Raw genomic sequence first — 24,881 nt, 5'->3', positions numbered from 1 at the left:
GACCGCGACAGCGATCGTGGCGGCTATCTTAGTAGCGGTAGTGGTCGGGCTTGAACGGGCCTTCGACCGGCACGCCGATGTAGCCGGCCTGCTTGTCCGAGAGCTTCGACAGCTTCACGCCGAGCTTCTCGAGGTGGAGCATCGCGACCTTCTCGTCGAGGTGCTTCGGCAGGACGTACACTTCGTTCTTGTAGTTCTCGCCCTTGGTCCAGAGCTCGATCTGCGCGAGCGTCTGGTTGGTGAAGCTGGCCGACATCACGAACGACGGGTGACCGGTGGCGCAACCCAGGTTCACCAGGCGACCCTTCGCCAGGATGATGATCTGCTTGCCGTCCGGGAACTTCACCAGGTCGGTGCCGGGCTTCACTTCGGTCCAGTCGTAGTTCGACAGCGCGGCGATCTGGATCTCCGAGTCGAAGTGGCCGATGTTGCAGACGATCGACATCGGCTTCATCGCCTTCATGTGATCGGCAGTGATGACGTCGGCATTGCCGGTCGCGGTGCAGAAGATATCGGCGCGGCTGACCGCCTCTTCCATCGTCACGACCTCGAAGCCCTCCATCGCCGCCTGCAGTGCGCAGATCGGATCGACTTCGGTGACCATCACGCGCGCGCCGCCGTTGCGGAGCGACTGCGCGGAGCCCTTGCCGACGTCACCGAAGCCGGCGACGCAGGCGACCTTGCCGGCGAGCATGACGTCGGTCGCGCGACGGATCGCGTCGACCAGCGATTCCTTGCAGCCGTAGAGGTTGTCGAACTTCGACTTGGTCACCGAGTCGTTGACGTTGATCGCGGGGAACGGCAGCTCGCCCTTCTTGGCGATCTCGTACAGGCGGTGGACGCCCGTCGTGGTCTCTTCCGAGACGCCCTTCAGGTTCTTGACGGTCTCGGTCAGGTAGCCGGGGTTCTTCGCGACGTACGCCTTGAGCGCACGCTGCATCTCGACCTCTTCCTCGTTCTCGGGCTCGGGCATCGTGTGGCCGGCTTCGAGCTTAGCGCCCCAGAGCGCGAACATCGTCGCATCGCCACCGTCATCGAGGATGATGTTGGCGGTCTGGCCCTCTACGTCGCGATCCCACGAGAAGATGTCGCCGACATAGTTCCAGTAATCCGCGAGGCTCTCGCCCTTGATCGCGAACACCGGCACGCCGGTCGCGGCGATCGCGGCGGCGGCGTGGTCCTGCGTCGAGAAGATGTTGCAGGTCGCCCAGCGGACGTCGGCGCCGAGTGCGGTCAGCGTCTCGATCAGCACCGCGGTCTGGATCGTCATGTGGAGCGAACCGGTGATGCGCGCGCCCTTGAGCGGCTGTGCCGCGCCGAATTCGGTGCGCAGCGACATCAGGCCGGGCATCTCGGTCTCGGCGATGTTGATCTCGGCGCGTCCGAAATCGGCGAGGCTGATGTCGGCGACGACGTAGTCGGTCTTCGCGGGGGCGAGGGTGGTGGCCACGATGGGTCTCCTGGAAATTCTGTGATCGGCGAGCCTCATGCCCGTGCCGGATGCCGTGCCACTTAGGCGATCGGGGGCCTCAAATCAAATATAAAGATATCTTTATATGACGTGTCATTGCCCCTGGGCAGCACGTTCTCCTGCGAACGCAGGAGCCCAGGTTAACGAACGGTGTCCTATGCGATCCTGGGCTCCTGCATTCGCAGGAAAACGGCTAAGCCCGCCCCGTCTCCGCCACCAGCAACCGCGGATCCACACCGGCCTGCGCGAAGGCGAACGTCCAGCGATCCTCCGCAGCGGTATCGAACAACAATTCCGTATCGCCGAGCACGTTGAACCACCCCGGCCGCGACAGCTCGCCCTCGAGCTGTCCGCCATCCCAACCGGCATAGCCAAGCGCCACCACCCAATCCGACGGGCCCTTCCCTTCGGCGATCGCGCGCAACACGTCGACCGTGCTCGACAGTTTCCACCGCCCGGCGACATCGACCGAGTCCTGCCCGCCCCAGTCTGACGAATGCACCACGAACCCGCGCCGCGGCTCGACGGGCCCGCCGAAATGTACCGGTGCATTCGGCGCATCGCCGGGCTCGATCCCGAACTGTTCGAGCAGATCGTGAAAACCCAGACCATCGATCGTCGCGCCGATCCCGATGCCGATCGCGCCATTCTCGTCATGGCTGCACATCGCGATTACCGCGCGAGCGAACCGTGGGTCGCTCATCCCCGGCATCGCGAGCAGGAATTGTCCGGAAAGAAAGGGCGTCTTGTCCATGCGTTGGACCATAGCGACGCGGACGATCGCCCGCCACGCTTGAAATACCCGCGTCCGCGTCCAAGGTACGGCTCGCCCGCGACCAACGCGCGGCGACAGGAGATTTCAGATGACGATCAGCGTCGGCGACCGGCTTCCTACCACCAACCTTGTCAAGGCGACCGCAGACGGCCCCGACCAGGTCGACACCGACAGCTTCTTCAAGGGGCGGAAAGTCGCGCTGTTCGCGGTCCCCGGCGCGTTCACGCCGACCTGCTCCGCCAAGCACTTGCCCGGTTTCGTCGAGAAGGAAGCCGAACTGAAGGCCAAGGGCATCGACGAGGTCGCCTGCGTCTCGGTCAACGATGCGTTCGTGATGGGTGCGTGGGGCAAGTCGGCAGGCGCCGGCGACATAACATTGCTCGCGGACGGCAATGGCGACTTCGCCAAGGCGATCGGGCTGACGATGGACGGCTCGGGCTTCGGCATGGGCATTCGCAGCCAGCGTTACTCGATGCTGGTCAACGACGGCGTGGTCGAGCAGCTAAACGTCGAGGCTCCCGGCGAGTTCAAGGTGAGCTCGGCCGAGCACCTGCTGAGCGAGATCTAATCCTCCCCGGCACGGGGAGGGGGACCGTTCGGCACCTTTGCCGAAGGGTGGAGGGGGCTCACCGCGAGCGTTACGGTCGTGGAGCGCCCCCTCCGTCAGTCCGAGTGGGCTGCCACCTCCCCGACACGGGGAGGATTTAGGTGGTCTTGCCACCGTAACGTCCGCCACCTAACACTGCCCGATGACAATCGCATCCGACCTCGTCGCCGACCTCGACCGCCTTTACCGCGCCTCCGTCGAGCGCCTCCAAGCCGCCATGAGCGCCTATATCGCCGACGGCACGACGCCAGATCCGATCAGCCGCACCGACGGCTCGTTCGCCTATCCCGAAATCCGGCTGACTTATAAGGGTGGCGTCGATCGCCCGACCCCGCTCCGCTCGTTCGGTCGCCTGGTCAACGCGGGCGAATACCGCATCAGCGTTACCAAGCCCGCGATCTTCGCCGAATACCTGACCGAACAGCTTACGCTGCTGATCGAAGATTACGACGTCACTGTCGAAGCGGTCGAAGGCCGCCAGGAAATTCCGTTCCCCTATGTGATCGAGCCCGGCCACGCGCTGAGCCTCGACGAGGTCTCCGCGACCGAATTGTCGCGCCACTTCCCCGCGACCGAACTCGCGCATATCGGCGACGAGATCGCCGATGGCCTCTGGGTCGCCAACGACGAGACGCGTCCGCTCGCGCTGTTCGATGGCCTGCGCACCGATTTCAGCCTCGCGCGCCTGCGCCATTACATGGGCACGCCGGCGGAGCACGCGCAGCGCTTCGTGTTGTTCACCAACTATCACCGCTACGTCGACGAGTTCGTCCGCTGGGCCGGGACGCAGTTGGGCGAAGGCTCGCGCTTCACCAGCCTCTCGGGCGCGGGCGGCATCACGATCTCGTCGGGCGACGACATCGACAAGATCATCTCCGACAGCGCCTGGCGCCGCCACCAGATGCCCGCCTATCACCTGATGGCGGACGACCGCACCGGCATAACGCTCGTCAACATCGGCGTCGGGCCGTCCAACGCGAAGACGATCTGCGACCATCTGGCGGTTCTGCGTCCCGAGGCGTGGCTGATGATCGGCCATTGCGGCGGCCTGCGTCCGAGTCAGCGGATCGGCGATTACGTCCTCGCGCACGCGTATCTGCGCGACGACCATGTCCTCGACGACGTCCTGCCCCCCGAAATCCCGATCCCCGCGATCGCCGAAGTCCAGCTCGCGATGGCCAAGGCGGCGGAGATCGTCTCGGGCCAGTCGGGCGAGGAGCTTAAGCGCCGCCTGCGCACCGGCACGATCGTAACTACCGACGACCGCAACTGGGAGCTGCGCTACTCGAAGTCCGCGCTCCGCTTCTCGCTGTCGCGCGCGGTCGGCATCGACATGGAGTCCGCGACGATCGCCGCGCAGGGCTATCGCTTCCGCGTTCCCTACGGCACGCTGCTTTGCGTTTCCGACAAGCCGCTCCACGGCGAGCTGAAGCTGCCGGGCCAGGCCAACCGCTTCTACGAGCGCGCGATCAGCGAGCATCTGCGGATCGGGATCGAGACGTGCGAACAGCTCCGCCTGGAAGGCTCGAAGCTCCACAGCCGCAAGCTCCGCGCATTCGACGAGCCCCCGTTCAGGTAAAAACCGGAGCGCATCGCGCGGGAATGCGTTACGCTTTCGAAATCATTGCTGAGGGAAGATAGAAGTGGCCGACACCGACACGCCCGATACGGAAGCAAAGAAGCCCGTCACCCGCCGTCGCGCGCCGCGCAAGACAAGCGCGCCGAAGGCGGCTCCGGCAGCGACGTCGTCCGCCAAGCCGGTCGCGGCCAAGCCGGTACCGGTCGCAAAGCCGGTTGCGGACAAGCCTGTGGCTGCAGCGCCGCCAAAGCCTGCGGCCAAGCCTGCGCCGAAGCCACGCTCGACCAAGCGCAGCACGCCGCGCCCGGTCCCCGTGCGCAACGCGGCGACGCCGGCCCCGGTTGCCAAGACCGCGGAAAAGACCCGCGGCAAATGGGGTGCGGCCGCGATCTTCAGTGGTGTCGCGGTTGCTGGTGCGGCGGTTGGCGCGTTGCTGACCTTGCGCGGGAGCACGCCCAAGACTCAGTCAGCGCCCAAGCCGAAGGGCACGCACGCGCATCAGGCTGACGGGGCGGACTCGTCGAAATCGTTCGACGCGGGCATCGCCGATCCGGGTACGGTCCCGGAGTAAGACCGCCCCCGTTCCCAGACGAATACTCCACCCCGGCGAAGGCCGGGGCCCAATTGGAACGTGTTGAGTAACGAACCGCATCGCTCTGTTAGCGGCGTTTCCCAATTGGGCCCCGGCCTTCGCCGGGGTGGTGCGTTGTAGGTGTCGCCCCACGCCGCCTTGGTTCCCCCGCGGAGGCGGGGGCCCAGCTAAAACCACGGGAGCGTTCGTGACCCTGGGCCCCCGCCTTCGCGGGGGAACTAGAAGGTGACGGCCAGGAACCCCCTCACCACCCGGTCGGCTTGCCCTTGTTCTGCACGTCCAGCCAAGCCTTCAACGGCGCGAAATACTCCACCAGCGCCTTGCCCGACATCTCCCGGCTCCCGGTGAACACCTGCAACGCATCCGGCCAAGGCTTCGACTGTCCCATGCTCAGCATCGCGTTCAGTTTCGTGCCGACTGCCTTGTCGCCATAGAACGAGCAGCGATGCAGCGGCCCCTTCCAGCCGGACTGGTCGCACGCCGCCTTGTAGAACTGGAACTGCAACACGCGCGCCAAGAAGTAGCGCGTGTAGGGCACCGCCGCCGGGATATGGTATTTGGCGCCCGCATCGAACTTGGTCTCGTCACGCGCGACCGGCGGCTTGATCCCCTGATACTGGAGCCGCAACGCATCCCACGCCGCCTGATAGCCGGTCGCCGGGATCTGCCCCGAGAACACACCCCAGCGCCATTTGTCGATCAGCAGCCCGAACGGCAGGAACGCGACCTTGTCCATCGCCTGTCGCAACAGCAGCCCGATATCCTTGTCCGCGCTCGGCACCTTCGCCTGGTCGAGCAGGCCGATCTTCACCAGGTAATCCGGCGTGATCGACAGCGCGACGGTATCGCCGATCGCCTCGTGGAAGCCGTCGTTGGCGCCGTTCTTGTAGAGGAACGGCTGCGCCTTGTACGCCCGCTGATAGTAATTGTGGCCGAGCTCGTGATGGATCGTGACGAAGTCGTCCGCATTCACCTTCGTGCACATCTTGATCCGGATATCGTCCTGATTGTCGAGATCCCACGCCGATGCGTGACAGATCACGTCGCGGTCGGCAGGCTTGGTGATCTGCGACCGCTTCCAGAACGTCTCCGGCAGCGGTGCGAAGCCGAGCGACGAATAAAAGCCCTCGCCCTGCTTCACCATCTTGAGCGGATCATAGCCCTTCGCCTTCAGCAGATCGCCGGTGTCATACCCGACGTCGCCCGCGCCCTTCGGCGCGACGATGTCGTAGATGTTGCCCCATTCCTGCGCCCACATGTTGCCGAGCAGGTCGCTGCGGATCGGCCCGGTCTTCGCCTGCACCGCGTCGCCGTATTTCTCGTTCAGCTTCCACCGCGTGTAGGTGTGGAGCGCCATGTAGAGCGGCTCGACCTGCTTCCAGATCTTGTCGGTCAGCGCCGCGAACTGTTCGGGCGTCATGTCGTAGCCCGAGCGCCACAGCGCACCGACATCCTTGTAGCCGAGCTCGCGCGCGCCTTCGTTCGAGATCGACGTCATCTTCGCATAGTCGCCGCGCATCGGCGCACCGACCTTGTCGTTCCAGCTCGTCCACATCTCCGTCAGCTTGGCCGGATCGCGGGTCGAGCCCATCGCAGCCTCGATATCCGACCCGTTGATCGGCTTGCCGTCGAGCGTTCCCATGCCCTTGCCGTAGGACGACGACATCTTGGTGGTGAGCGTCGACAGTTCCTCGGACGCGCCCGGCCGCGTCGGTGCCGGCAGCGTCAGCCCGCCGCGCAGCAGGTCGAGCTTGCGCTTGGTATCGAACGACAGCCCCGGCAGCGACGCGTAACGTGCGGCACCAAGCGCATATTTCACCCCGAGATCGGTCATCTCCGCGCCCGACTTCGCCGCCAGCGCATCGGTGTCGTCGGTGATGTAGGTTGCATTGACCCACGCCACGCGGTTGGCGTCGAGCGAGGCAGCCGCCATCGCCTTCTCGGCCTCGGCCACGAACGCATCTGCCTGCGCGACCGTCGGCTTGCCGGTTACAGCCGGAGCGACTTGCGCGCCGGCGACGGACGGCACGGCGCACAAGGCTCCGGCCAGAGCAAACATCGAAATACCGAACCGAACCATCGTCATCCCCTTTTTATGGGGCGGTGATGGCTGGTGGAGCCGGTCGCGGTCAACCCAGGATGACGGACCTGGAGGCGAGCGTTCGGTCTTAATCCGCCAGAAAGTCCGCGATCGCCTGGCCGAGTTCGGGCTTCACCACCGCGCTCATATGACCGCCCGGAGTCTCTACATACGTCCCGTTCGGCAACGCCGCAGCCAGATCCGGCGCCGAACCATTATCCTGATCCTCGCCGCCGCACACGACCAACGTCGGCTGCTGGATAGCCTTCACGGACTCGAGAGGCGTATCGACGAACGTCTCGAGGATACCGAGCAACGCGACCGGATCGCCGCCGGTGGTCTTCAGGAACGCCTCCGCCAGCCACTCCGGCGTACCCTGCACATGCTGCCCGAGCCTAGTCAGGATATTCCGGAAATGCCCGGCGCGCCGCGACGTCTGCGTCAGCCCTTCCAGCCCCATGCCGGAGAAGATCACGCGCCGCGGTGTCGCGCCCGTCGCGAGCATCCGAGACGTAGTCCGTGCACCCAGCGAATACCCGCCGAGATCATAGTCGGTCAGCCCAAGATGCGCGACCAGCGCGTGGCCATCCTGCGTCAGCGCATCCGCCGGATACGCTTCAAGCCCGTGCGGCTTGCCACTTTCGCCGTGCGCGCGCAGGTCCGGCATGATCACACGAAAGCCCTTGGCGGCGATCTTCGCGGCATGACCATAGCGGATCCAGTTGGTCTTCGCGTCGGAGAAATAGCCATGGATCAGCACCACCGGTCGACCCTCGCCGACCTCGCGCCACGCGATCCGCGTGCCGTCGAAGCTCTCGAAAAACTGGGTATCGCTCGGGGTGCTGGCCACGGTCTCGTCCTCTAAACTGTGCAGTCGCCAGTTCGTGGCCTCGGCCCGCGCTGTCAACCGTCGCGCCGAAACGAAAACGGGCGACCCGCAGGCCGCCCGTTCCGTTGATCGTCCAATGGGATCAGAACTGATACCCGATCCCGCCCGATCCGCCGGCCCGGCCCTGCGAGTCATAGGTGCCGCTGAGCTTCACGACGGTGTGCCCGTCGCTGAACGCCTTCGACATGCCGACCGCGACTGCGGACTGCCCGGCATAGGTACCGCCGCCGATCGCGACCATGCCCTTGCCGGCTTCATACGCCTGGGGAAGCCCGGCCGCGGCAAGCGCACCCGAAGTCCCGGCATAGCTGTCCCGTCGTACCGAGCGGAGATCGAAGTCGAGCGCCGCGATCCGTCCGTCGGTATAGGCATTGGCCTGCGTCACCGCGGAGTTCATCCCGGCGTTCATCTGCCCGAGATTGACCGCGTCGGTGGTCGAGACGCCCGCCCCGACGTTGCTTAGGACGGTTGCGGCTCCACCATCGTTGAACGTCACGTTGGTATGCGACGGACCATATTGCACCGAGTTGTTGCCCATCGCGAGCGCGTTGTCGGCGGTCCCTTGCGCCGTCGCGACCGCCTGGTTGGTGGAGTTCAGCTGGCCGCCGTTCACCGCGTCGGTCGATCCCGCCGCGACCACGCCCGCCGCGACGTTCGTCACCGTCACGGGCGCCGCCGCGTTACCGCCCGCCAGCGTCACGGTGTTGGTCCGCGCGCCGTTCGCGTCGGTGCCGTACGACACCGCGTTCACCGCCGTCAGTGCCAGGGCGTACACCTGGCCGCCGTTGACTGCATCGGTCGATCCGGCCGCGATCGAGCCACCCCCGACGTTGTGCAACCCGACCGGCCCAGCCGCTGCACCGACCAGCGTCAGGTCGTTGGTCCGCGTACCGCCGTTCGGCGTCGTGACGCTGCCGGGGTTGGAGTATTGCACCGGCCCGGTGCCACCATTGGCGACCTGGTTGCCCAGGTTGGTGATCGCGGTCGTGTTGTTCGCCACCTGCGTGTTGGTCGCGGCCAACTGCGATCCGTTGACGGCATCGGTCGAGCCGGCGGCAACATTGCCCGCCGCGACATTGGTGATGACCGTCCCGCCGGCGCCGCCGAGCGTGATCGAACTCTTCGTGCCGTTGTCGTACTGGACGGTCGTGGTGCCGAGGGCCGCAACCTGCGCTGCAACGCCGGCCACCTGTCCGACATTGGCGGCATCGGTTGCCGCGGTACCTGCCGCGACGTTCGTGATCTGTCGCTCCGCACCGGCCGAACCGACCGACACTTCGCCGACCGAGTTCTGCAATCCGCCAAGGCCGAGCGCCGCATAGCCGAGCGCGCCACCACGGAGCGCGGACGAACCCGTCCCGAGCGCAACGCTGTTGTCCGCCGTTGCCGTCGCCTCAGGACCGATCGCCAGGCTGTCGGTACCCGTCACGACGCTGTCGGCACGGGTCGAGAGAACGCGGAAGTAGCGGATACCCGCACCGCCGTTGATCGCGCCATCGACGGCGTTGAACACCGACTGGACGCTGCCATACTGCACGCCGCCAAAGCCGATCGAGGCGAGCACGCTGTTGGTTGCCGCGTCATAGCTCGACAGGCCACCCAGGCCGGCCGCAACGCTGGTACCCAGCCCGACGAGCTGCCCGCCGTTGACCGCTTCGGTCGAACCCGCCGCCAGCGTCCCTGCCGCGACGTTGCCGAGCACCACCGGTGCCGCGCCCGCGCCGCCGAAGCTCACCCGCGTCCGGCTCGGATCGTCATACTGCACCGACAGTGCGGCGAGATTGCCGACCTGCCCGGACACGGTCGCCAGCTGGCCACCGTTGACCGCGTCGGTCGAGCCGGCTGCAACCACACCGTCGCCGACGTTGTGCAGCGCCACTGCACCAGCCGCTCCGCCAACCAGCGTCACGTCGTTGGACGGCACGCCGCCGTTTGGCGTGGTCGGCGCACCGACGCTCGAATATTGCAGCGCACCGATCGCGCCATTGGCGATGCTCGTCGTCAGGTTCGAGACATTGGTATTCGTCGCGAACAGCTGGCTGCCGTTGACCGCCTCGGTCGAGGTCGCGCCGAGCGTCCCGGCCGCAACGTTGCCGATCACGACGGGCGCCGCACCGGCCCCGACGCCGCCGAGCGTGATCCGCGACCGGCCGAGGTCGTCATACTGCACCGCGAGCGCCGACAGGCCGCTAACCTGACCGGATACGCTGGCGAGCTGGCCACCGTTCACAGCGTCGGTCGATCCCACCGCGACATTACCGTCAGCGACATTGTGCAGCCCGACCGGCCCCGCAGCCGCACCGACCAGCGTGACGTCGTTGCTCGGCACGCCTCCATTCGGCGTGGTCGGCGTCGCGGCATTCGAATATTGCACCGCGCCGATACCGCCATTGGCGATGTTGGTCGTCAAGTTGGTCAACGCCGTGTTGGTGTTGGTGACGTTGGCGTTGGTCGTGAACAACTGGCTGCCGTTGACCGCCTCGGTCGAGGTCGCACCGAGCGCCCCCGCCGCGACGTTGCCGAGTACCACGGGGGCAGCACCAGCCCCGCCGAAGGTCACGCGAGAGCGGGTGAGGTCGTCATACTGCACCGCCAAACCGTTCAGCGTGCCGACCTGCCCCGAGACCAGGGCAAGCTGACCGCCATTGACCGCGTCGGTCGAACCCACCGCGACCGCGCCATCGGCGACATTGTGCAGAGCGACCGCGCCGGCGGCACCGCCCACGAGCATCGCATCGTTCGACGGCACGCCACCGTTTGGCGTGGTCGGCGCACCCGCGCTGGAATATTGCAGCGCACCGATCGCGCCATTGGCGATGTTGGTCGTCAGGTTGGTGACGTTGGTGTTGGTCGCAAACAGCTGGCTGCCGTTGACCGCCTCGGTCGAAGTCGCGCCGAGCGTACCCGCCGCGACGTTGCCGATCGCAACGGGAGGCACACCAGCACCGACACCGCCCAGCGTCACCCGAGCGCGCGTCGCGTCGTCATATTGCACGCCAAGCGCTGCCAGGGTGCCGACCTGTCCCGTCACAGTGGCAAGCTGGCCACCGTTCACGGCGTCGGTCGACCCTGCGACGATCGCACCGTCACCGACATTGTGCAACGCGACCGCACCAGCCGCGCCGCCGACCAGCGTCGCGTCGTTCGATGGCACGCCACCGTTCGGCGTGGTCGGTGCCCCTGCGCTGGAATATTGCAGCGCGCCGATGCCGCCATTGGTGATGCTGGTCGTGAGATTGGTGACCGCGGTGTTGGTGTTGGCGACGTTGGTGTTGGTCGCGAACAACTGGCTGCCATTGACCGCCTCGGTCGATGTCGCGCTCAGCGCGCCCGGCGCTAGGTTACCGATCGTCGTACCGGCTGCTCCGGCCAGCGTCACGCGGTCCTGCGCCGCGGTATCATATTGAACCGCGCCGCTGGCGAGCGTGCCGATCTGGGCCTGCACGCCCGCGAGCTGGCTGACGTTGACGGCGTCTGTACCCGCGGATCCAGCCGCGACGTTGGTGATCTGGCGCTCGGCCCCCGGTGCCCCGACCGAGACTTCGCCGACCGACGTCTGGGGAGCGGCCAGCCCGATCGCGGCATACCCCGTCAGCGGAACGCGCGCCGCGACACTGCCCGCGCCCAGTGCGACCCCGTTGACGCCGGTCGCGGTTGCGCCTGTGCCGAGCGCAACCGCATTCGTCGCGCCTGCACCGACCTCCGCGCCGCCACCGAAGGCGATCGATCCCGTCGCGCTTGCATCGGTCAACGCGCCGTTACCGAACGCGATCGAGTTCTCCTCGCCGGCGAAGGCTTCGAGACCGGTCGAACCCAACCCAGTGATCCGGTTGCCGCCGATCGCGATGCCGGCGGGCGTGCGCAGCATGAAGCCGTCCGCTTGCGTATCGCAGCGATCTCCGGGACCGACGATCGTGCCGCCGGAGTTCAGCACCTGCAACGTGATCGGCGCGCCCGCCGCGGCGTTGGCCAGCAGCCCGGCCGCGTTGATGCTGAGCGGCGGCGCCGTAACCGGCAGAAGCGGGAGCCCGAGGACATTCAATCCCCCGACGATGTTCACGACGTTGGTGACATTTCCCAGAACCGGATTGACGGTGTTTTGGATCGGCGTGACGATCCCCGTCACCACCGGCGTCAGGATATCGGTCACCACCGATCGTGGTAGGCTTACACCCGAACACGCGCCGACAACGTTGGGCGGCGGTGCGACCTGCGCTGCCGCGGGCTGCGCTGCAAGCAACGTCGTCGCGGCCAACCCGATCAGTGAAACTCCACCACGCAACTGCCGCGACAGCGTCGGGCTGCGATGGCCTTGGCCGGTCTTGGCGATGCCGGATTTCGATCCCCGTGGATCACCTGCTGACGCATTGCGATAAGTCGACGCGGTAGACATGCCAATAACCTCCACTAGCGACTGCGGCAGCAGCCCGAACATTACCGGTGACTGATCGTATTCCGACCTGATCACTGGAACGCGTGAAGTTTCCGACCTCCAATCCTAACAGCAAGTTACCCGATTAAACGGTATTGATATCGATATCGACGTCTATTCAATCAGAATTACAGTTCGCAATGGTTTCAATTTCGAACCATCATGAATTGCGTTGCTTCGTGGATCGTTAGCGTTCCGGATTATGCTTCGATTCCCAACAAAGAAAACGGAACCGGAAATGAAATAGGTTTCCGCTCGGGACGACTTCCAAACTGGATAAATGCCTTCCCAGAAATTTTGCCCATATCCGGCAGGCAAGGAAAAACCGCGCCGCCATACTCGATGGCGACGCGGTTCTGTCCGCGCGATCTGTCCGAAAACGGGGCGAATCACCCCGTCCGGTTCAGGCCTTCTGCAGATGCCGGCGCCCGAGCAGTTCGGCGATCTGCACGGCGTTCAACGCCGCACCCTTGCGGAGGTTGTCGCTGACGCACCACAGGTTCAGGCCGTTCTCGACGGTCGGATCCTCGCGCACGCGGCTGATGTACGTCGCGAAGTCGCCGACGCACTCGATCGGCGTGATATACCCCCCGTCCTCGCGCTTATCGACCAGCATGATGCCAGGCGCCTCGCGGAGGATGTTCTGCGCTTCCTCGGCCGTGATCTCGTTCTCGAACTCGATGTTGATCGCTTCCGAATGGCCGACGAACACCGGCACGCGGACACAGGTCGCGGTAACCTTGATCTTCTTGTCGAGGATCTTCTTGGTCTCGACGACCATCTTCCACTCTTCCTTGGTCGAGCCGTCGTCGAGGAAGCTGTCGATGTGCGGGATAACGTTGAAGGCGATCTGCTTGGTGAACTTCTTGGGCTCGGCCGGATCGCCGACGAAGATGTTGCGGCTCTGCTCGAACAGCTCGTCCATCCCGGCCTTGCCCGCGCCGGACACCGACTGATAGGTCGAGACGACCACGCGCAGGATCTTCGCCGCGTCGTGCAGCGGCTTCAGCGCGACGACCATCTGCGCGGTCGAGCAATTCGGGTTGGCGATGATGTTGCGGACCTTGTAGCCGTCGATCGCCTCGGGGTTCACCTCGGGCACGATCAGCGGCACGTCGGGGTCCATGCGGTAGAGCGACGAATTGTCGATCACCACGCAGCCGGCGGCGGCGGCGATCGGCGCGTAGACTGCGGTGCCCTCCGAGCCGATCGCGAACAGCGCCATGTCCCAGCCGTTCCAGTCGAAATGCTCTATGTTCTGGCATTTGATCTGCTTGCCGGTGTCGCCGTAGTCGACCATCAACCCCTGGCTGCGCGACGACGCGACGCAGGCGATCTCGTCCGCCGGAAACTCGCGCTCCGCCAGGATATTGAGCATCTCGCGCCCGACATTGCCGGTCGCACCCGCGACCACCACCCGATAACCCATGTCTTAACTCCGATTGGACTTGGGCGGGCAGTACCGACGTTGCGCGGCGAGGTCCAACGGCTTTCGACTTATTGCGCGGATAGGGGGAGTTTGGGGAGTGGATCACGGCGACCGTTTCACCCGCTTCCTTGTTCCCCCGCGAAGGCGGTCGCCCAGACTGGGCCCCCGCCTTCGCGGGGGAACACGCTAGTGCTGGGCGATAGTGATCAGCACCTGTCCCAGCAGTAGCACCACCCCGGCGGAGGCCGGGGCCCAGTTGGGGGACGTTGCTAACTGAGGGCTGCGGTCCATTACTGCGACCTTTCCAACTGGGCCCCGGCCTTCGCCGGGGTGGCGGCTGGGGAAGGTGCAGAGCTAGATCCGACCCTCAATCGTGCGTCCGCGCCTGCCACGTCGCATGCTCGATCCCGTGCACCTTCGCGAGGTGATCCGTGATCGCATCCAGCTCCTCCGCCGGCACGTTCGTCGCCACCAGAGTCGCCGCGATCTCCACCCGGTCCTCGCCCCGCTCAGTCACGTCCAGTTCCGCCACCTGCAACTGCGCCGCCTCCAGATGCTCGACCACCAGATCGCCGATCGGCCCCGCATCCCCCGCCGCCACCGTCACCATCACGCTATACGTGGCCTCGATCGTCCGCCCCTCGGTCGGGATCCGGTTGATCCCGTCGACCAGTGGCCGCAGCGCGGTGTTCGCCAGCAGCACGACGAACGTCAGCAAGCCCGCCTCCGCGATCATGTCGCTCCCCGCGCACGACCCCACCGCCGCCGAGCACCACAAGGTCGCCGCGGTGTTCAGCCCGCGGACGTTCATCCCCTCCTTCATGATCACGCCCGCGCCGAGGAAGCCAATCCCCGACACGACATAGGCAATGATCCGGATCGACTCGACGTCCCCGCCCAGCCGCTGGCCGAGATCGACGAACGCCGCCGAACCGAGCGCGACCAGCGTGTTCGTCCGCAACCCTGCGGTGCGCTGGCGATATTGCCGCTCCGCCCCGATCAACGTCCCGAACACGAACGCGGCGATATAGCTCACCAGCGTGTCGAGGAACGGCCACAGGTGAAACGTCTCGACGAACCGCATCGGACGTTACTTCACCGGCGCCGCAGCCGCCTCGGGCACCGGCTTGTCCTTCACCGTCCGGTCGAGGAAGTTCAGGATCGTCCCCCAGACATGCTCGCTGATCCCCGGCCCCGCCACGCGGTGCGTGTAGCCGGGGTAGAACATCATCTCGAACGGCGTATCGGTCGCCTGCATCCGCGCGGCGACCTTGGTCGAATTGTCGAGGAACACGTTGTCGTCCGCCATGCCGTGGATCAGCAGCAACGGATCGACGATGCGGTTCGCCTCCTCGACCGCCGCCGACGTCGCATAGCTCGCCGGATCCTTCGCCGGATCGCCCAGATACCGCTCGGTATAATGCGTGTCGTACAACTGCCAGTCAGTGACCGGTGCGCCCGAGACGGCGGCCGCATACACGCCCGGCGTCTTCTCCAGCATCTTCAGCGACATGTAGCCGCCGTACGACCAGCCATAGGTCGCGATCTTGCTCGGTTCGACGAATGGCAGCGACTTCAGATAGTTCGCCCCCGCCAGCTGATCCTCGACCTCGACCGTCCCCATCGCGTGATAGATCTGGTCCTCGAACGCCTTGCCGCGGTTATACGAGCCGCGATTGTCGATCTTGAAGTAGATCCAGCCGCGATCGACCAGATACTGCGGCAATCCGCCCTGCCAGCCGCGCGTGACCTGCTGGCCGGTGCCGGGTCCGCCGTAATGTTCGAAGAACACCGGGTATTTCTTGCCCGGCTCCAGCGGCGGCGTGATCATCTCGTAATAGAGCGTCATGCCGTTCTTGGCCTTGAGCGTCCCGAACTTGGTCTCCTGGTGGCTCGAAAGATACGGGTAGTAGGGATGCCCCTCGACCACCGCATTCTCGTTGATCCACGAAATCCGCTTGCCGGTCGCGTCGGCCAGATAGACCTGAGTCGGCTGCTTGGGGTTCGAGCGCGAGATGATGAACCGGCTGGCTGCCGCATCCATCGTCGCGCTGTTCCACCAGCCCGCTTCGGTCAGCTTGGTGATGACGTTCGGCTTGGCGACGTCGACCGAATAGAGCTGCTGCTCAAGCACGTCGTCTTTGTTGCCGAGGAAGAACAGCCGCCCCTTGGTTTCATCGACGCCGACCAGATCGGTGACGACCCAATCGCCCTTCGTCAGCTGCGTCCACTTCCCCGACGCGAACCGGTAGAGCTGGCCGTAGCCGCTCCGCTCCGACCGCCAGATCAGGCTGCCGTCCTTGAGCACGTGATACGCATCGGACAGGTTGAGCCAGCTCTTCACGCCCGACTTCTCGGTGAACAGCACCGTCGACTTGCCCGTCGCCGGATCGACACGCAGCATCTCCAGCAGCTTCTGGTCGCGACTCTGGCGCTGGACCAGCAGCATCCGGCCATCCGGCGTCCAGTCCACCCGCGCGAGATAGATGTCGGGGTTGGTGCCGAGATCGACCTTCACCTGCCCCGAGCCATCCGGCTTCATGATGTACAGATCGACCAGCACGTTGGGCGTGCCCGCGGCGGGATAGCGCTGCTCGTAAACCTTGGTCCCGGTCGCGCCGATTGATGCGCGCGTCGCGGTATGGACGGGCGCCTCGTCGAACCGCTCGACCGCGACATATTGCTCGTCCGGTGACCACCAATAGCCCGTGCGGCGATCCATTTCCTCCTGCGCGACGAACTCCGCCTCGCCGAAGTGGACCGTGCCGCCGCCGCCGGTCGTCACCGCGCGCGCGTCGCCGCCGGCGAGCGGCTGCACGAAGACGTTCTGGTCGCGAACGAACGAGACGAAGCTGCCCTTGGGGCTGACCACCGGGTTCAGCTCGCCGCCGGGGGTGTTGGTCAACCGCTTCACCTTGCCGTCGAGCCCGGCGAGATACAGGTCGCCGTCGAGCGGCACGAGGATCGACTTGCCGTCCGGCGCCCAGTCATACGCGACGATGCCCTTCTGGCCACCGATCCGCGCGCGCTCGCGCTGCATCTTCTCGGCTTCGGTCAGTTCCGCGCCGCTGCCGACGGTCTTCGAATCGACCAGCATCCGCGCCTGCCCGGTCGCGGTGTCGACCGCCCAGAGATCGAAGCGCTCCTTCTCGTCGTCGCGGTTGCGCAAGCTCGTCAGCAGCGTGCCGTCGGGCGATAGCCGGACCGCTTTAGGCTGCGATCCCGACAGGTCCGGGTTGCCGAACACGCGCGCCATCGTCAGGTCGCCGGGCTTGGCGGCTTCGACCGGACGTATCGGTGCAGGGGCGGGTGCAGCGGGGGCAGCCGACGGCGTGACCTGATCAGCGGCCATCGCGGCGGTTCCGACCGAAGCAAGTGCAAGCCCGAGCAACCATGTGCGCATCCTGTAGTCTCCGTGGGATCATGCCGCCGAGCCGTATCGGCGACGCGGCGCGTTATCGCGGTGCCACATCGCTGCGTAAAGTCCGCATTGTGGGGTAAACGCTCGGGAGCAACGGGACGCGCGATCGCACCTTGCCGCATCCTGCGATACTTAAAGTCACGTTCACCGCGTCTTTACGCGCTTCGTATAAGGATACCGGAGACAAGGGAGCGCGGTTGAGGTTTGCCGCGCTGCATTACGTCTGGGATATGATGATTTCCAACGCCGTAACACAGATCGAGCCGTCAAGCGCATGGGACGCGCTCGTCCGCCTGGGCGCGGCCGACGGCAGCGCAGCGCACCCGCACATCCATCGCCTGACCGGTGGCGGCCCGGCGCAGCGCAACCTCTCCGACGCGGTGCACGCGGTATGCGCGATCCATTGCCATCATCCCGGCATGATCGCCGACGTTCTCGCCCACGCCGTGCACCCCGAAGCGACCGGCTGGCTGACTGTCGTGGCAGCCGGGTTTGCCGACGAACGTGCGTATCTCGCCCAACTGACCGCCGCGGTTGGTCCACTGCCGTCGACGCCGGGCCAGGCGGAAAGCGAATCCGCACTGGTCGGCGAACGCCATGCGCTCGAGATGCTCGCGCGCTCGGAACGCACCGGCTGCGCGACCGGCGCGGTCGCCGCCCTGATCCACGACTGGGCCAGTGTCCGGCGTGTCCTCGACGCGGCCGCGGACCGGTTCGGTGTCGAGACACCTCCATCGACTTTTCCGCCGGCGTCCGAAACGGCCGCGGCGATCGCCAGCCTTGGCGCATCGCCCGGTCGAGAACGCGCGATCCTCTTCGGCGCGCAGCAACTCTTCGCGCAGCACCGCGGCCTGTGGTCGCTGCTCGAAGCGCGATCGAGTGCCCGCGGCGACCTGTAACCGGCTTGCGCTGACCAACGCTTCCCCTCTATCCATACCCGGTATTCAGAACCGGACGGGACATCGCATGAAGCGCTTCGAGGGCACCCAGAGCTACGTCGCGACCGACGATCTGAAAGTCGCGGTCAACGCCGCCGTGACGCTGCGCCGTCCGCTGCTGATCAAGGGCGAACCCGGCACTGGCAAGACCGTCCTCGCCTACGAGATCGCCAAGGCACTCGGCGCGTCGCTGATCGAGTGGAACATCAAGTCGACCACCAAGGCGCAGCAAGGCCTGTACGAATACGACGCGGTCGCTCGCCTGCGCGACGGCCAGCTCGGCGATGCGCGCGTCCACGACATCGGCAACTATATCCGCAAGGGCAAATTGTGGGAGGCGTTCACGCAACCCGCGCCGCCCGTGCTGCTGATCGACGAGATCGACAAGGCCGATATCGAGTTCCCCAACGACCTGTTGCAGGAACTCGATCGGATGGAGTTCCACGTCTACGAGACCAAGGAAACGGTGCGCGCGGTCGAGCGCCCGATCGTCATCATCACCAGCAACAACGAGAAGGAATTGCCCGACGCGTTCCTCCGCCGCTGTTTCTTCCACTACATCAAGTTTCCCGATCGCCAGACGATGCAGGCGATCGTCGACGTGCATTTCCCCGGCATCCAGAAGATCCTGGTCAGCAAGGCGATGGACCTGTTCTACGACGTCCGCGACGTGCCGGGGCTGAAGAAGAAACCGTCGACCAGCGAGTTGCTCGACTGGCTGAAGCTGCTGCTCCACGAGGACATGCCGCTCGACATCCTGCAGAACCGAGACCCGACCAAGGCGATCCCGCCGCTCCACGGTGCGCTGCTGAAGAACGAGCAGGATGTGATGCTGTTCGAACGCCTCGCGTTCATGGCGAAACGGCAGAAGAACCAGGGTTAATCACAGACCACGCGCCCACCTGCCCGAAAAACGGGGCGAGCGAGACCGTTAACCATAGGCCGAAACCGACCGGTCATCGTCGACTGCGTATCGGGGGAGCATGAAGCGAATCCCCCGAACGCTCCTCTGCCTCGCTCTTGCCGCCACGACGGCCGCCAGCGCCCATGCCGGTTCGCTGCTCGATTATGTCGGCCAGTGCGTCCCCTTCGCCCGCGCCGCGTCGGGGATCCAGATCTACGGCAACGCCTGGACCTGGTGGGAGCAGGCCGACGGCAAATACGAACGCACGCACAAACCCAAGGAAGGCGCGGTGATCGTGTTCGAGAAGACCAAGCGCCTGCCGATGGGTCATGTCGCGGTCGTCAGCCGGGTGGTCGAGAAGCGCGTCGTCATGCTAACCCACGCCAACTGGTCGCGCCAGAACGGCGAACGCGGCCATGCCGAACAGGACGTCACGCTGTTCGACGTGTCGCGCAACAACGACTGGAGCGACGTGAAGGTCTGGTACAAGGACGTCGACGGCCTCGGCGGCGGGATCTACCCGGTCTACGGCTTCATCTACGGCCACGCGCACGCCGCCGCCGAACTGACGAGCCGCAACCCCGATTATGTCGGTGCGCTGATTGACGCCTACGTGCCCGTCAGCGGCGAACCCATCGCCCGCTGAACGCGCGTCCGTCATCCTGACGAAAGTCAGGATCCAGAGCCAAGAAAGACCGCGTTCGCAACCCTGGATCCTGACTTTCGTCAGGATGACGGCGCGAATGGATTTCCGCCACCCTTCAAACCGTGCCACCACCGTATTCGAAAAGACGGTGAGGATAGCGATGCGGTTCAAGGCTCTTACGACGGTCACGCTGGCCTTGCTCGCGACCACCGCCCCCGCGATCGTCGGCGCGCAGAAGGAAAAGGCCCCGCCCCCCGGCGGCGACATCCCCGCCAAGTTCGTCCCCGCCAACGCCAGCTTCGACTTCGACCGCCGCGAAGTCGATATCCCGATGCGCGACGGCGTCACGCTCCACGCGGTCATTCTTCAGCGCAAGGGCGTCACCGACGCACCGATCCTGCTCCAGCGCACCCCCTACAACGCCGAGAGCAGCGCCAGCCGATCCTCCAGCCCCAGCGGCGCGATGAATCTCCGCGCATCGGACGCGATGTTCTTCGACGCCGGCTATATCCGCGTGTTCGAGGACGTCCGCGGCAAGAACGGTTCGAACGGCGCGTACATCAACGAACGCCCGCTGATCGGCCCGCTCAACAAGACGAAAGTCGATCACTCGACCGACGCCTACGACACGATCGACTGGCTCGTGAAGAATCTCAAGAACAGCAACGGCCGCGTCGGCATCATCGGCGGCAGCTACGACGGCATGATGGCCGCGATGGCGCTGGTGAACCCGCACCCCGCGCTGAAGGCCGCCGTCCCGATGAACCCGGTCATCAACACCTGGAAGGGCGACGACGACTTCCACGGCGGCGCGTTCCGCCAGATCGGCTACGATTATTACTACACGCAGGACGCAGCGAAAGGCGAAGCCGGCGACCTCTGGCGCGACGCCTACGACGATTACGACACGTTCCTCCGCGCCGGGTCCGCGAGCGAATTCGTGAAAAACCGCGGCCTCGAACAGCTCCCGTTCGTCAACCGCCTCCACGATCACCCGACCTATGACGCGTTCTGGCAAGGCCAGGCACTCGAGACGATCCTGCCCAAGCAACCACAGACCGTGCAGACGCTCTGGGTCGCCAGCCAATGGGACCAGGAGGACATCTACGGCGCGGTCGCAGCCTACGAAGCCGTATCGAAAGTCGACCCCAACCACGTCAACCACCTCGCGCTCGGCCCCTGGGCGCATGGCGGCGCGAACGGCGACGGCTCGACGCTCGGCGCGATCCGCTTCGATGCCGACACCGCACTCTGGTTCCGCAAGAACGTGCTGCTTCCGTTCCTGAACGGCGCGCTAAAGACCGGCGCGACACCGCCCGCGCTCGCCCCCGTCACCGCGTTCCAGACCGGCGCGAACCAGTGGCAGACGCTCGCCGGCTGGCCAAACTCGACCGCCACGCAGAAACTCTACTTCCAGCCCGCCAGCGGCCTCGGCGCCGCCGCCCCCGCGCAGGACGGCCACGACGACTATATCTCCGACCCCGCCAAGCCGATCCCCTACCGCCTCCGCCCGATTCGTCCGACCTACGCGACCGGCTCGACCTGGCGGCAATGGCTGGTCGACGATCAACGCCCGTTCTCCGACCGCACCGACGTCCTGACCTACCAGACGCCGCCGCTGACGACCGCGGTCGCGATCGCCGGCGCCCCCGTCGCGGACCTGATCGCCAGCACCACCGGCACCGACGGCGATTTCGTGGTGAAACTGATCGACGTCTATCCAGCGGAATATTCCGACAAGCCCGATATGGGCGGCTATCAGCTCGCCGTCTCGATGGACATTCTGCGGGGCCGCTACCGCGACAGCTTCGAGAAGCCGACCCCGATCGTTGCCGGCCAGCCGACGCATTTTCGCGTCGTGCTACCCAACGCCAGCCACGTCTTCCTCCCCGGCCACCGCATCATGGTCCAGGTCCAGTCGAGCTGGTTCCCGCTCTACGACCGCAACCCGCAGACCTACGTCCCCAACATCTTCGACGCCAAACCCGCCGACTACCGCAAGGCCACGATCAGCGTCTTCCACTCGGCCGCGCAACCCAGCGCGATCGAACTGCCGATCGCGGCTACCAAGTGAGGACGTGACCCCATGTTCCTGAACTTCCTCGACGAACTCCGAAGCGCCGGCATCCCCGCCAGCCTCAAGGAGCACCTCATCCTGCTGGAGGCGCTCGACGCCGAGGTGATCGAGCGGACGCCCGAGGACTTCTACTACCTCTCCCGCGCGGTGTACGTGAAGGACGAGGGGCTGCTCGACAAGTTCGACCAGGTCTTCGCCAAGGTCTTCCGCGGCCTCGCCACCAGCTACGGCACGCCCGCTGGCGAAGTGCCCGAGGACTGGCTGAAGGCGGTCGCCGAGAAATTCCTGACCCCCGAGGAGATGGCTGCGATCAAGTCGCTCGGCTCGTGGGACGAGATCATGGAGACGCTCAAGAAACGCCTCGAGGAACAGAAGGAACGCCACCAGGGCGGCAACAAATGGGTCGGCACCGGCGGCACGTCACCTTACGGCAACGGCGGCTACAACCCCGAAGGCGTCCGCATCGGCGGCGAAAGCACGCACAAGCGCGCGCTGAAAGTCTGGGACCAGCGCGAGTTCCGCAACCTCGACAACACCAAGGAACTCGGCACCCGCAACATCAAGGTGGCACTCCGCCGCCTGCGCCGCTTCGCCCGCGACGGCGCCGCCGACGAACTCGACATCGACGGCACGATCGCCGGCACCGCGCGGCAAGGTTATCTGGACATCGTCATGCGCGCCGAACGCCGCAATGCGGTGAAACTGCTGCTGTTCCTCGACGTCGGCGGCTCGATGGACCCGTTCGTCAAGCTCTGCGAGGAGCTGTTCTCCGCCGCGACCACCGAGTTCAAGAACCTCGAATTCTTCTACTTCCACAACTGCCCGTACGAAGGCGTGTGGAAGGACAACACGCGGCGGTTTGCGGAGCGCACGCCGATGTGGGATCTGCTCCACAAATACGGCCACGACTACAAGCTGATCTTCGTCGGCGACGCGTCGATGAGCCCGTACGAGATCACGCATCCGGGCGGCTCGGTCGAACATTTCAACGAGGAGCCGGGCGCGGTGTGGATGCAGCGGCTGACCAACACCTATCCGGCGGCGGCGTGGCTCAACCCGGTGCCCGAGGCGCAATGGGGCTATTCGCAGTCGGTACGAATCATTCGCGAGCTGATGACCGACCGGATGTACCCGCTGAGCCTCGCCGGGCTCGACGACGCGATGCGCGAGCTGACGCGGAAACGGTGAGTTTGGCGCGGTGAGCCGCTGACCGTAACGGAACCGTCACGGACGCGATCGGTTTATCGGGCATCATCCCTACCGAAGGACAAGCCCTATGTCGTCGATCCCCAACTCCGCCATGCCGCACGCCAAGGTCCATCACGACGACGACCACAAGCCGAAGCCCGACGCGAAGAAGACCGCGGCGACCAGCGATTGGGTCGAGGATGCGACCGATGCGGCCAAGGCCGGCCTCGCGACGGCGACCGATGCGGTGAAGTCGCATCCGAAGACGGCGATCGCGGTCGGCGCGACGGTGATCGCGGGGATTGCAGCGGCGATCGCAGCGCCTGCGTTGCGCGCGAAGGATGCGGCGGAGAAGAAGGCACCCGAAAAGAAGCCGGAGCCGAAGAAGCCAGCCAAGGCCAAGAAGCCGCACTGATAGCTTGGTGCACCTAGTCCGGTGCACCACCCCGGCGAAGGCCGGGGCCCAATTGGGGGACGTCGCTAACTGAGCGCGCGCTTCGTTACCGCAACCTTTCCAATTGGGCCCCGGCCTCCGCCGGGGTGGAGATACACCACTGGATGGGCTTGCACTTCCTTGTTCTCCCGCGAAGGCGGGAGCCCAGTCTGGGCTCCCGCCTTCGCGGGAGAACAACTTTTAAAGGCCAGCCGCCCCCCTCAAACCCGATCCACAACCCCACCAGCCATTGCCACCGGAACCCCAGTCGTCCCCGGAAAGCTGATCGTCAGTCCCTTCAGCGTCCGCACCGCCATATACGCAAACCCCTCGGCCTCCAGCGCATCGCCGTTCCACCCGAGCACATCGGTAGGCTCCACCACCAACCCGGTCCGCTCCGCAATCATCGCCAGCATCGTCGGATTATGCCGACCACCCCCGGCAACCAGCAACCGCACCGGCCGAGCCGGCAAATGCCGCAAAGCCTCGGCCACGGTAGCGGCCGTAAACGCCGTCAAAGTCGCCGCCCCATCAGCCGCCGACAACCCTCGCGCCGGCTGGATCGTAAAGTCATTCCGATCGAGCGACTTCGGTGGAGGCGCATCGAAAAACGGGTGATCAAGCATCGCCGTCAGCACCGTCTCGTCGATCTGCCCGGACGCCGCCAACGCCCCCCCGGCATCATACCGGGCACCAGTCTCCGCCTCGACCCAGCTATCGATCAACCCGTTCGCCGGCCCGGTATCGAACGCCACCAGCCCATCGCGGTCCATCATCTGCGCCCGCTCCGGCGACATCTCGCGCGAATCGTGCATGTCGCGCCCGCCAGGAATGAAGGTGATGTTCCCCACCCCGCCAAGGTTCAGCACCGCAACCGGCCCCTCGAGCCCCGCCGCCAGCGCCGCATGATACACCGGCAGCAACGGCGCCCCCTGCCCGCCCGCGGCCACATCCGCCGACCGGAAATCCGACACCGTCGTGATCCCGGTCGCCCGCGCCACCGCAGCCCCATCGCCGATCTGCCACGTCCAGCGCCGATCCGGCCGATGCGCGATCGTCTGCCCGTGAAAGCCGATCACATCGACATCCGCCGCCACAACGCCCGCATCCGCCAGCAGCTTATGCACCGCAAACACGTGCGCGCGCGTGATCAGCTCCCCCGCCGCGACCACCGGCGGACTGGCACGCGGCTTGTCGAACGTCAGCGCCATCCGCGTAGCCTCCGCCAGCTGCGCCCGCGCCGAATCCGAATACGGCTCGCCGCGAAACGCGATCGGCCGCACGAACGCCTCGCCGTCGGTCTCGATCAACGCCGCGTCGATCCCGTCGAGCGACGTTCCCGACATCAGTCCAATCGCCAGCATATCGGTTCCTTCCCGCGCAAGATCTCCACCCATGGCGGATGCATTTTCCGCCGCCT

The 24,881-nt window shown here is 65.6% G+C and carries 17 protein-coding genes and 1 pseudogene; 9 read left to right on the top strand and 9 right to left on the bottom strand.

The window, feature by feature from the left end; translation table 11 throughout:
* Positions 1-28: 28 nt before the first annotated feature.
* Complete coding sequence (ahcY, locus tag IFR23_RS10520) at positions 29-1,489, bottom strand: adenosylhomocysteinase (protein ID WP_197978384.1); 1,461 nt, start codon at positions 1,487-1,489, stop codon at positions 29-31.
* Positions 1,490-1,664: 175 nt separating this feature from the next.
* A complete protein-coding gene (locus IFR23_RS10515; RefSeq protein WP_192975825.1) occupies positions 1,665-2,225 on the bottom strand; it encodes a YqgE/AlgH family protein in 561 nt (186 codons plus the stop codon).
* Positions 2,226-2,334: 109 nt separating this feature from the next.
* Here IFR23_RS10515 and IFR23_RS10510 point away from each other — a divergent pair, with 109 nt between their 5' ends.
* The 3 genes from IFR23_RS10510 to IFR23_RS10500 all read left to right on the top strand — a co-directional run bounded on the left by IFR23_RS10510 (position 2,335) and on the right by IFR23_RS10500 (position 5,003).
* Positions 2,335-2,814 carry a peroxiredoxin gene (locus tag IFR23_RS10510; protein WP_056482135.1) on the top strand — a complete coding sequence of 160 codons (480 nt, stop codon included), beginning with the start codon at positions 2,335-2,337 and terminating at the stop codon, positions 2,812-2,814.
* Between the two features lie 181 nt (positions 2,815-2,995).
* A complete protein-coding gene (locus tag IFR23_RS10505; RefSeq protein ID WP_192975823.1) occupies positions 2,996-4,432 on the top strand; it encodes an AMP nucleosidase in 1,437 nt (478 codons plus the stop codon).
* 64 nt (positions 4,433-4,496) lie between these two features.
* Positions 4,497-5,003 (top strand): hypothetical protein, encoded by a 507-nt coding sequence (locus IFR23_RS10500; RefSeq protein WP_192975820.1) that lies wholly within the window; start codon positions 4,497-4,499, stop codon positions 5,001-5,003.
* 265 nt (positions 5,004-5,268) lie between these two features.
* Here the strand turns inward: IFR23_RS10500 and IFR23_RS10495 are convergent, their stop codons facing one another.
* The 6 genes and pseudogenes from IFR23_RS10495 to IFR23_RS10470 form a co-directional block, all read right to left on the bottom strand.
* A complete protein-coding gene (locus IFR23_RS10495; RefSeq protein WP_192975939.1) occupies positions 5,269-7,104 on the bottom strand; it encodes a M2 family metallopeptidase in 1,836 nt (611 codons plus the stop codon).
* A gap of 88 nt (positions 7,105-7,192) precedes the next feature.
* Positions 7,193-7,954: an alpha/beta fold hydrolase gene (locus IFR23_RS10490; protein WP_446740903.1), complete on the bottom strand. Its 762-nt coding sequence runs from the start codon at positions 7,952-7,954 to the stop codon at positions 7,193-7,195.
* Positions 7,955-8,090: 136 nt separating this feature from the next.
* Positions 8,091-12,386: pseudogene (locus IFR23_RS10485) on the bottom strand (hypothetical protein); the annotation flags it as partial.
* Between the two features lie 442 nt (positions 12,387-12,828).
* Positions 12,829-13,854, bottom strand: coding sequence for an aspartate-semialdehyde dehydrogenase (locus IFR23_RS10480; protein ID WP_192975815.1), 1,026 nt, complete (start codon positions 13,852-13,854; stop codon positions 12,829-12,831).
* Between the two features lie 367 nt (positions 13,855-14,221).
* The gene (locus tag IFR23_RS10475; RefSeq protein WP_192975814.1) at positions 14,222-14,938 is read right to left on the bottom strand and encodes an MgtC/SapB family protein; all 717 of its coding nucleotides are present in this window, start codon (positions 14,936-14,938) and stop codon (positions 14,222-14,224) included.
* Positions 14,939-14,944: 6 nt separating this feature from the next.
* Positions 14,945-17,257 (bottom strand): S9 family peptidase, encoded by a 2,313-nt coding sequence (locus IFR23_RS10470; protein WP_192975813.1) that lies wholly within the window; start codon positions 17,255-17,257, stop codon positions 14,945-14,947.
* A 248-nt stretch (positions 17,258-17,505) separates the two neighbouring features.
* Here IFR23_RS10470 and IFR23_RS10465 point away from each other — a divergent pair, with 248 nt between their 5' ends.
* The 6 genes from IFR23_RS10465 to IFR23_RS10440 all read left to right on the top strand — a co-directional run bounded on the left by IFR23_RS10465 (position 17,506) and on the right by IFR23_RS10440 (position 23,443).
* Entirely contained in the window at positions 17,506-18,174 is a 669-nt protein-coding gene (locus IFR23_RS10465) for a DUF6975 family protein (protein ID WP_342344931.1), read from the top strand.
* Positions 18,175-18,241: 67 nt separating this feature from the next.
* Complete coding sequence (locus tag IFR23_RS10460; protein ID WP_192975811.1) at positions 18,242-19,096, top strand: AAA family ATPase; 855 nt, start codon at positions 18,242-18,244, stop codon at positions 19,094-19,096.
* Between the two features lie 100 nt (positions 19,097-19,196).
* Complete coding sequence (locus tag IFR23_RS10455; protein WP_192975809.1) at positions 19,197-19,763, top strand: CHAP domain-containing protein; 567 nt, start codon at positions 19,197-19,199, stop codon at positions 19,761-19,763.
* Positions 19,764-19,923: 160 nt separating this feature from the next.
* Positions 19,924-21,837, top strand: coding sequence for a CocE/NonD family hydrolase (locus IFR23_RS10450; protein WP_192975807.1), 1,914 nt, complete (start codon positions 19,924-19,926; stop codon positions 21,835-21,837).
* 12 nt (positions 21,838-21,849) lie between these two features.
* On the top strand, positions 21,850-23,028 hold the full coding sequence (locus IFR23_RS10445; RefSeq protein WP_060525609.1) for a vWA domain-containing protein: 1,179 nt from the start codon (positions 21,850-21,852) through the stop codon (positions 23,026-23,028).
* Between the two features lie 88 nt (positions 23,029-23,116).
* Positions 23,117-23,443: a hypothetical protein gene (locus IFR23_RS10440; RefSeq protein WP_192975806.1), complete on the top strand. Its 327-nt coding sequence runs from the start codon at positions 23,117-23,119 to the stop codon at positions 23,441-23,443.
* A 239-nt stretch (positions 23,444-23,682) separates the two neighbouring features.
* Here IFR23_RS10440 and IFR23_RS10435 read toward each other — a convergent pair whose 3' ends face one another.
* Complete coding sequence (locus IFR23_RS10435; RefSeq protein ID WP_192975804.1) at positions 23,683-24,825, bottom strand: anhydro-N-acetylmuramic acid kinase; 1,143 nt, start codon at positions 24,823-24,825, stop codon at positions 23,683-23,685.
* Positions 24,826-24,881 lie beyond the last annotated feature (56 nt).

The organism is Sphingomonas sp. CFBP 13603, from assembly GCF_014892665.1.
Classification (GTDB): domain Bacteria; phylum Pseudomonadota; class Alphaproteobacteria; order Sphingomonadales; family Sphingomonadaceae; genus Sphingomonas.
The sequence above is the reverse complement of the archived record's forward strand: the minus strand, read 5'-3'. Positions and strand labels throughout refer to the sequence as shown.

What these genes read in the sequence shown, in the direction of transcription:
- ahcY (WP_197978384.1), bottom strand. Translation starts at nt 1,489, where the DNA reads ATGAGGCTCGCCGATCACAGAATTTCCAGGAGACCCATCGTGGCCACC.
- IFR23_RS10515 (WP_192975825.1), bottom strand. Translation starts at nt 2,225, where the DNA reads ATGGACAAGACGCCCTTTCTTTCCGGACAATTCCTGCTCGCGATGCCG.
- IFR23_RS10510 (WP_056482135.1), top strand. Translation starts at nt 2,335, where the DNA reads ATGACGATCAGCGTCGGCGACCGGCTTCCTACCACCAACCTTGTCAAG.
- IFR23_RS10505 (WP_192975823.1), top strand. Translation starts at nt 2,996, where the DNA reads ATGACAATCGCATCCGACCTCGTCGCCGACCTCGACCGCCTTTACCGC.
- IFR23_RS10495 (WP_192975939.1), bottom strand. Translation starts at nt 7,104, where the DNA reads ATGGTTCGGTTCGGTATTTCGATGTTTGCTCTGGCCGGAGCCTTGTGC.
- IFR23_RS10480 (WP_192975815.1), bottom strand. Translation starts at nt 13,854, where the DNA reads ATGGGTTATCGGGTGGTGGTCGCGGGTGCGACCGGCAATGTCGGGCGC.
- IFR23_RS10475 (WP_192975814.1), bottom strand. Translation starts at nt 14,938, where the DNA reads ATGCGGTTCGTCGAGACGTTTCACCTGTGGCCGTTCCTCGACACGCTG.
- IFR23_RS10470 (WP_192975813.1), bottom strand. Translation starts at nt 17,257, where the DNA reads ATGCGCACATGGTTGCTCGGGCTTGCACTTGCTTCGGTCGGAACCGCC.
- IFR23_RS10465 (WP_342344931.1), top strand. Translation starts at nt 17,506, where the DNA reads ATGATGATTTCCAACGCCGTAACACAGATCGAGCCGTCAAGCGCATGG.
- IFR23_RS10460 (WP_192975811.1), top strand. Translation starts at nt 18,242, where the DNA reads ATGAAGCGCTTCGAGGGCACCCAGAGCTACGTCGCGACCGACGATCTG.
- IFR23_RS10455 (WP_192975809.1), top strand. Translation starts at nt 19,197, where the DNA reads ATGAAGCGAATCCCCCGAACGCTCCTCTGCCTCGCTCTTGCCGCCACG.
- IFR23_RS10450 (WP_192975807.1), top strand. Translation starts at nt 19,924, where the DNA reads ATGCGGTTCAAGGCTCTTACGACGGTCACGCTGGCCTTGCTCGCGACC.
- IFR23_RS10445 (WP_060525609.1), top strand. Translation starts at nt 21,850, where the DNA reads ATGTTCCTGAACTTCCTCGACGAACTCCGAAGCGCCGGCATCCCCGCC.
- IFR23_RS10440 (WP_192975806.1), top strand. Translation starts at nt 23,117, where the DNA reads ATGTCGTCGATCCCCAACTCCGCCATGCCGCACGCCAAGGTCCATCAC.
- IFR23_RS10435 (WP_192975804.1), bottom strand. Translation starts at nt 24,825, where the DNA reads ATGCTGGCGATTGGACTGATGTCGGGAACGTCGCTCGACGGGATCGAC.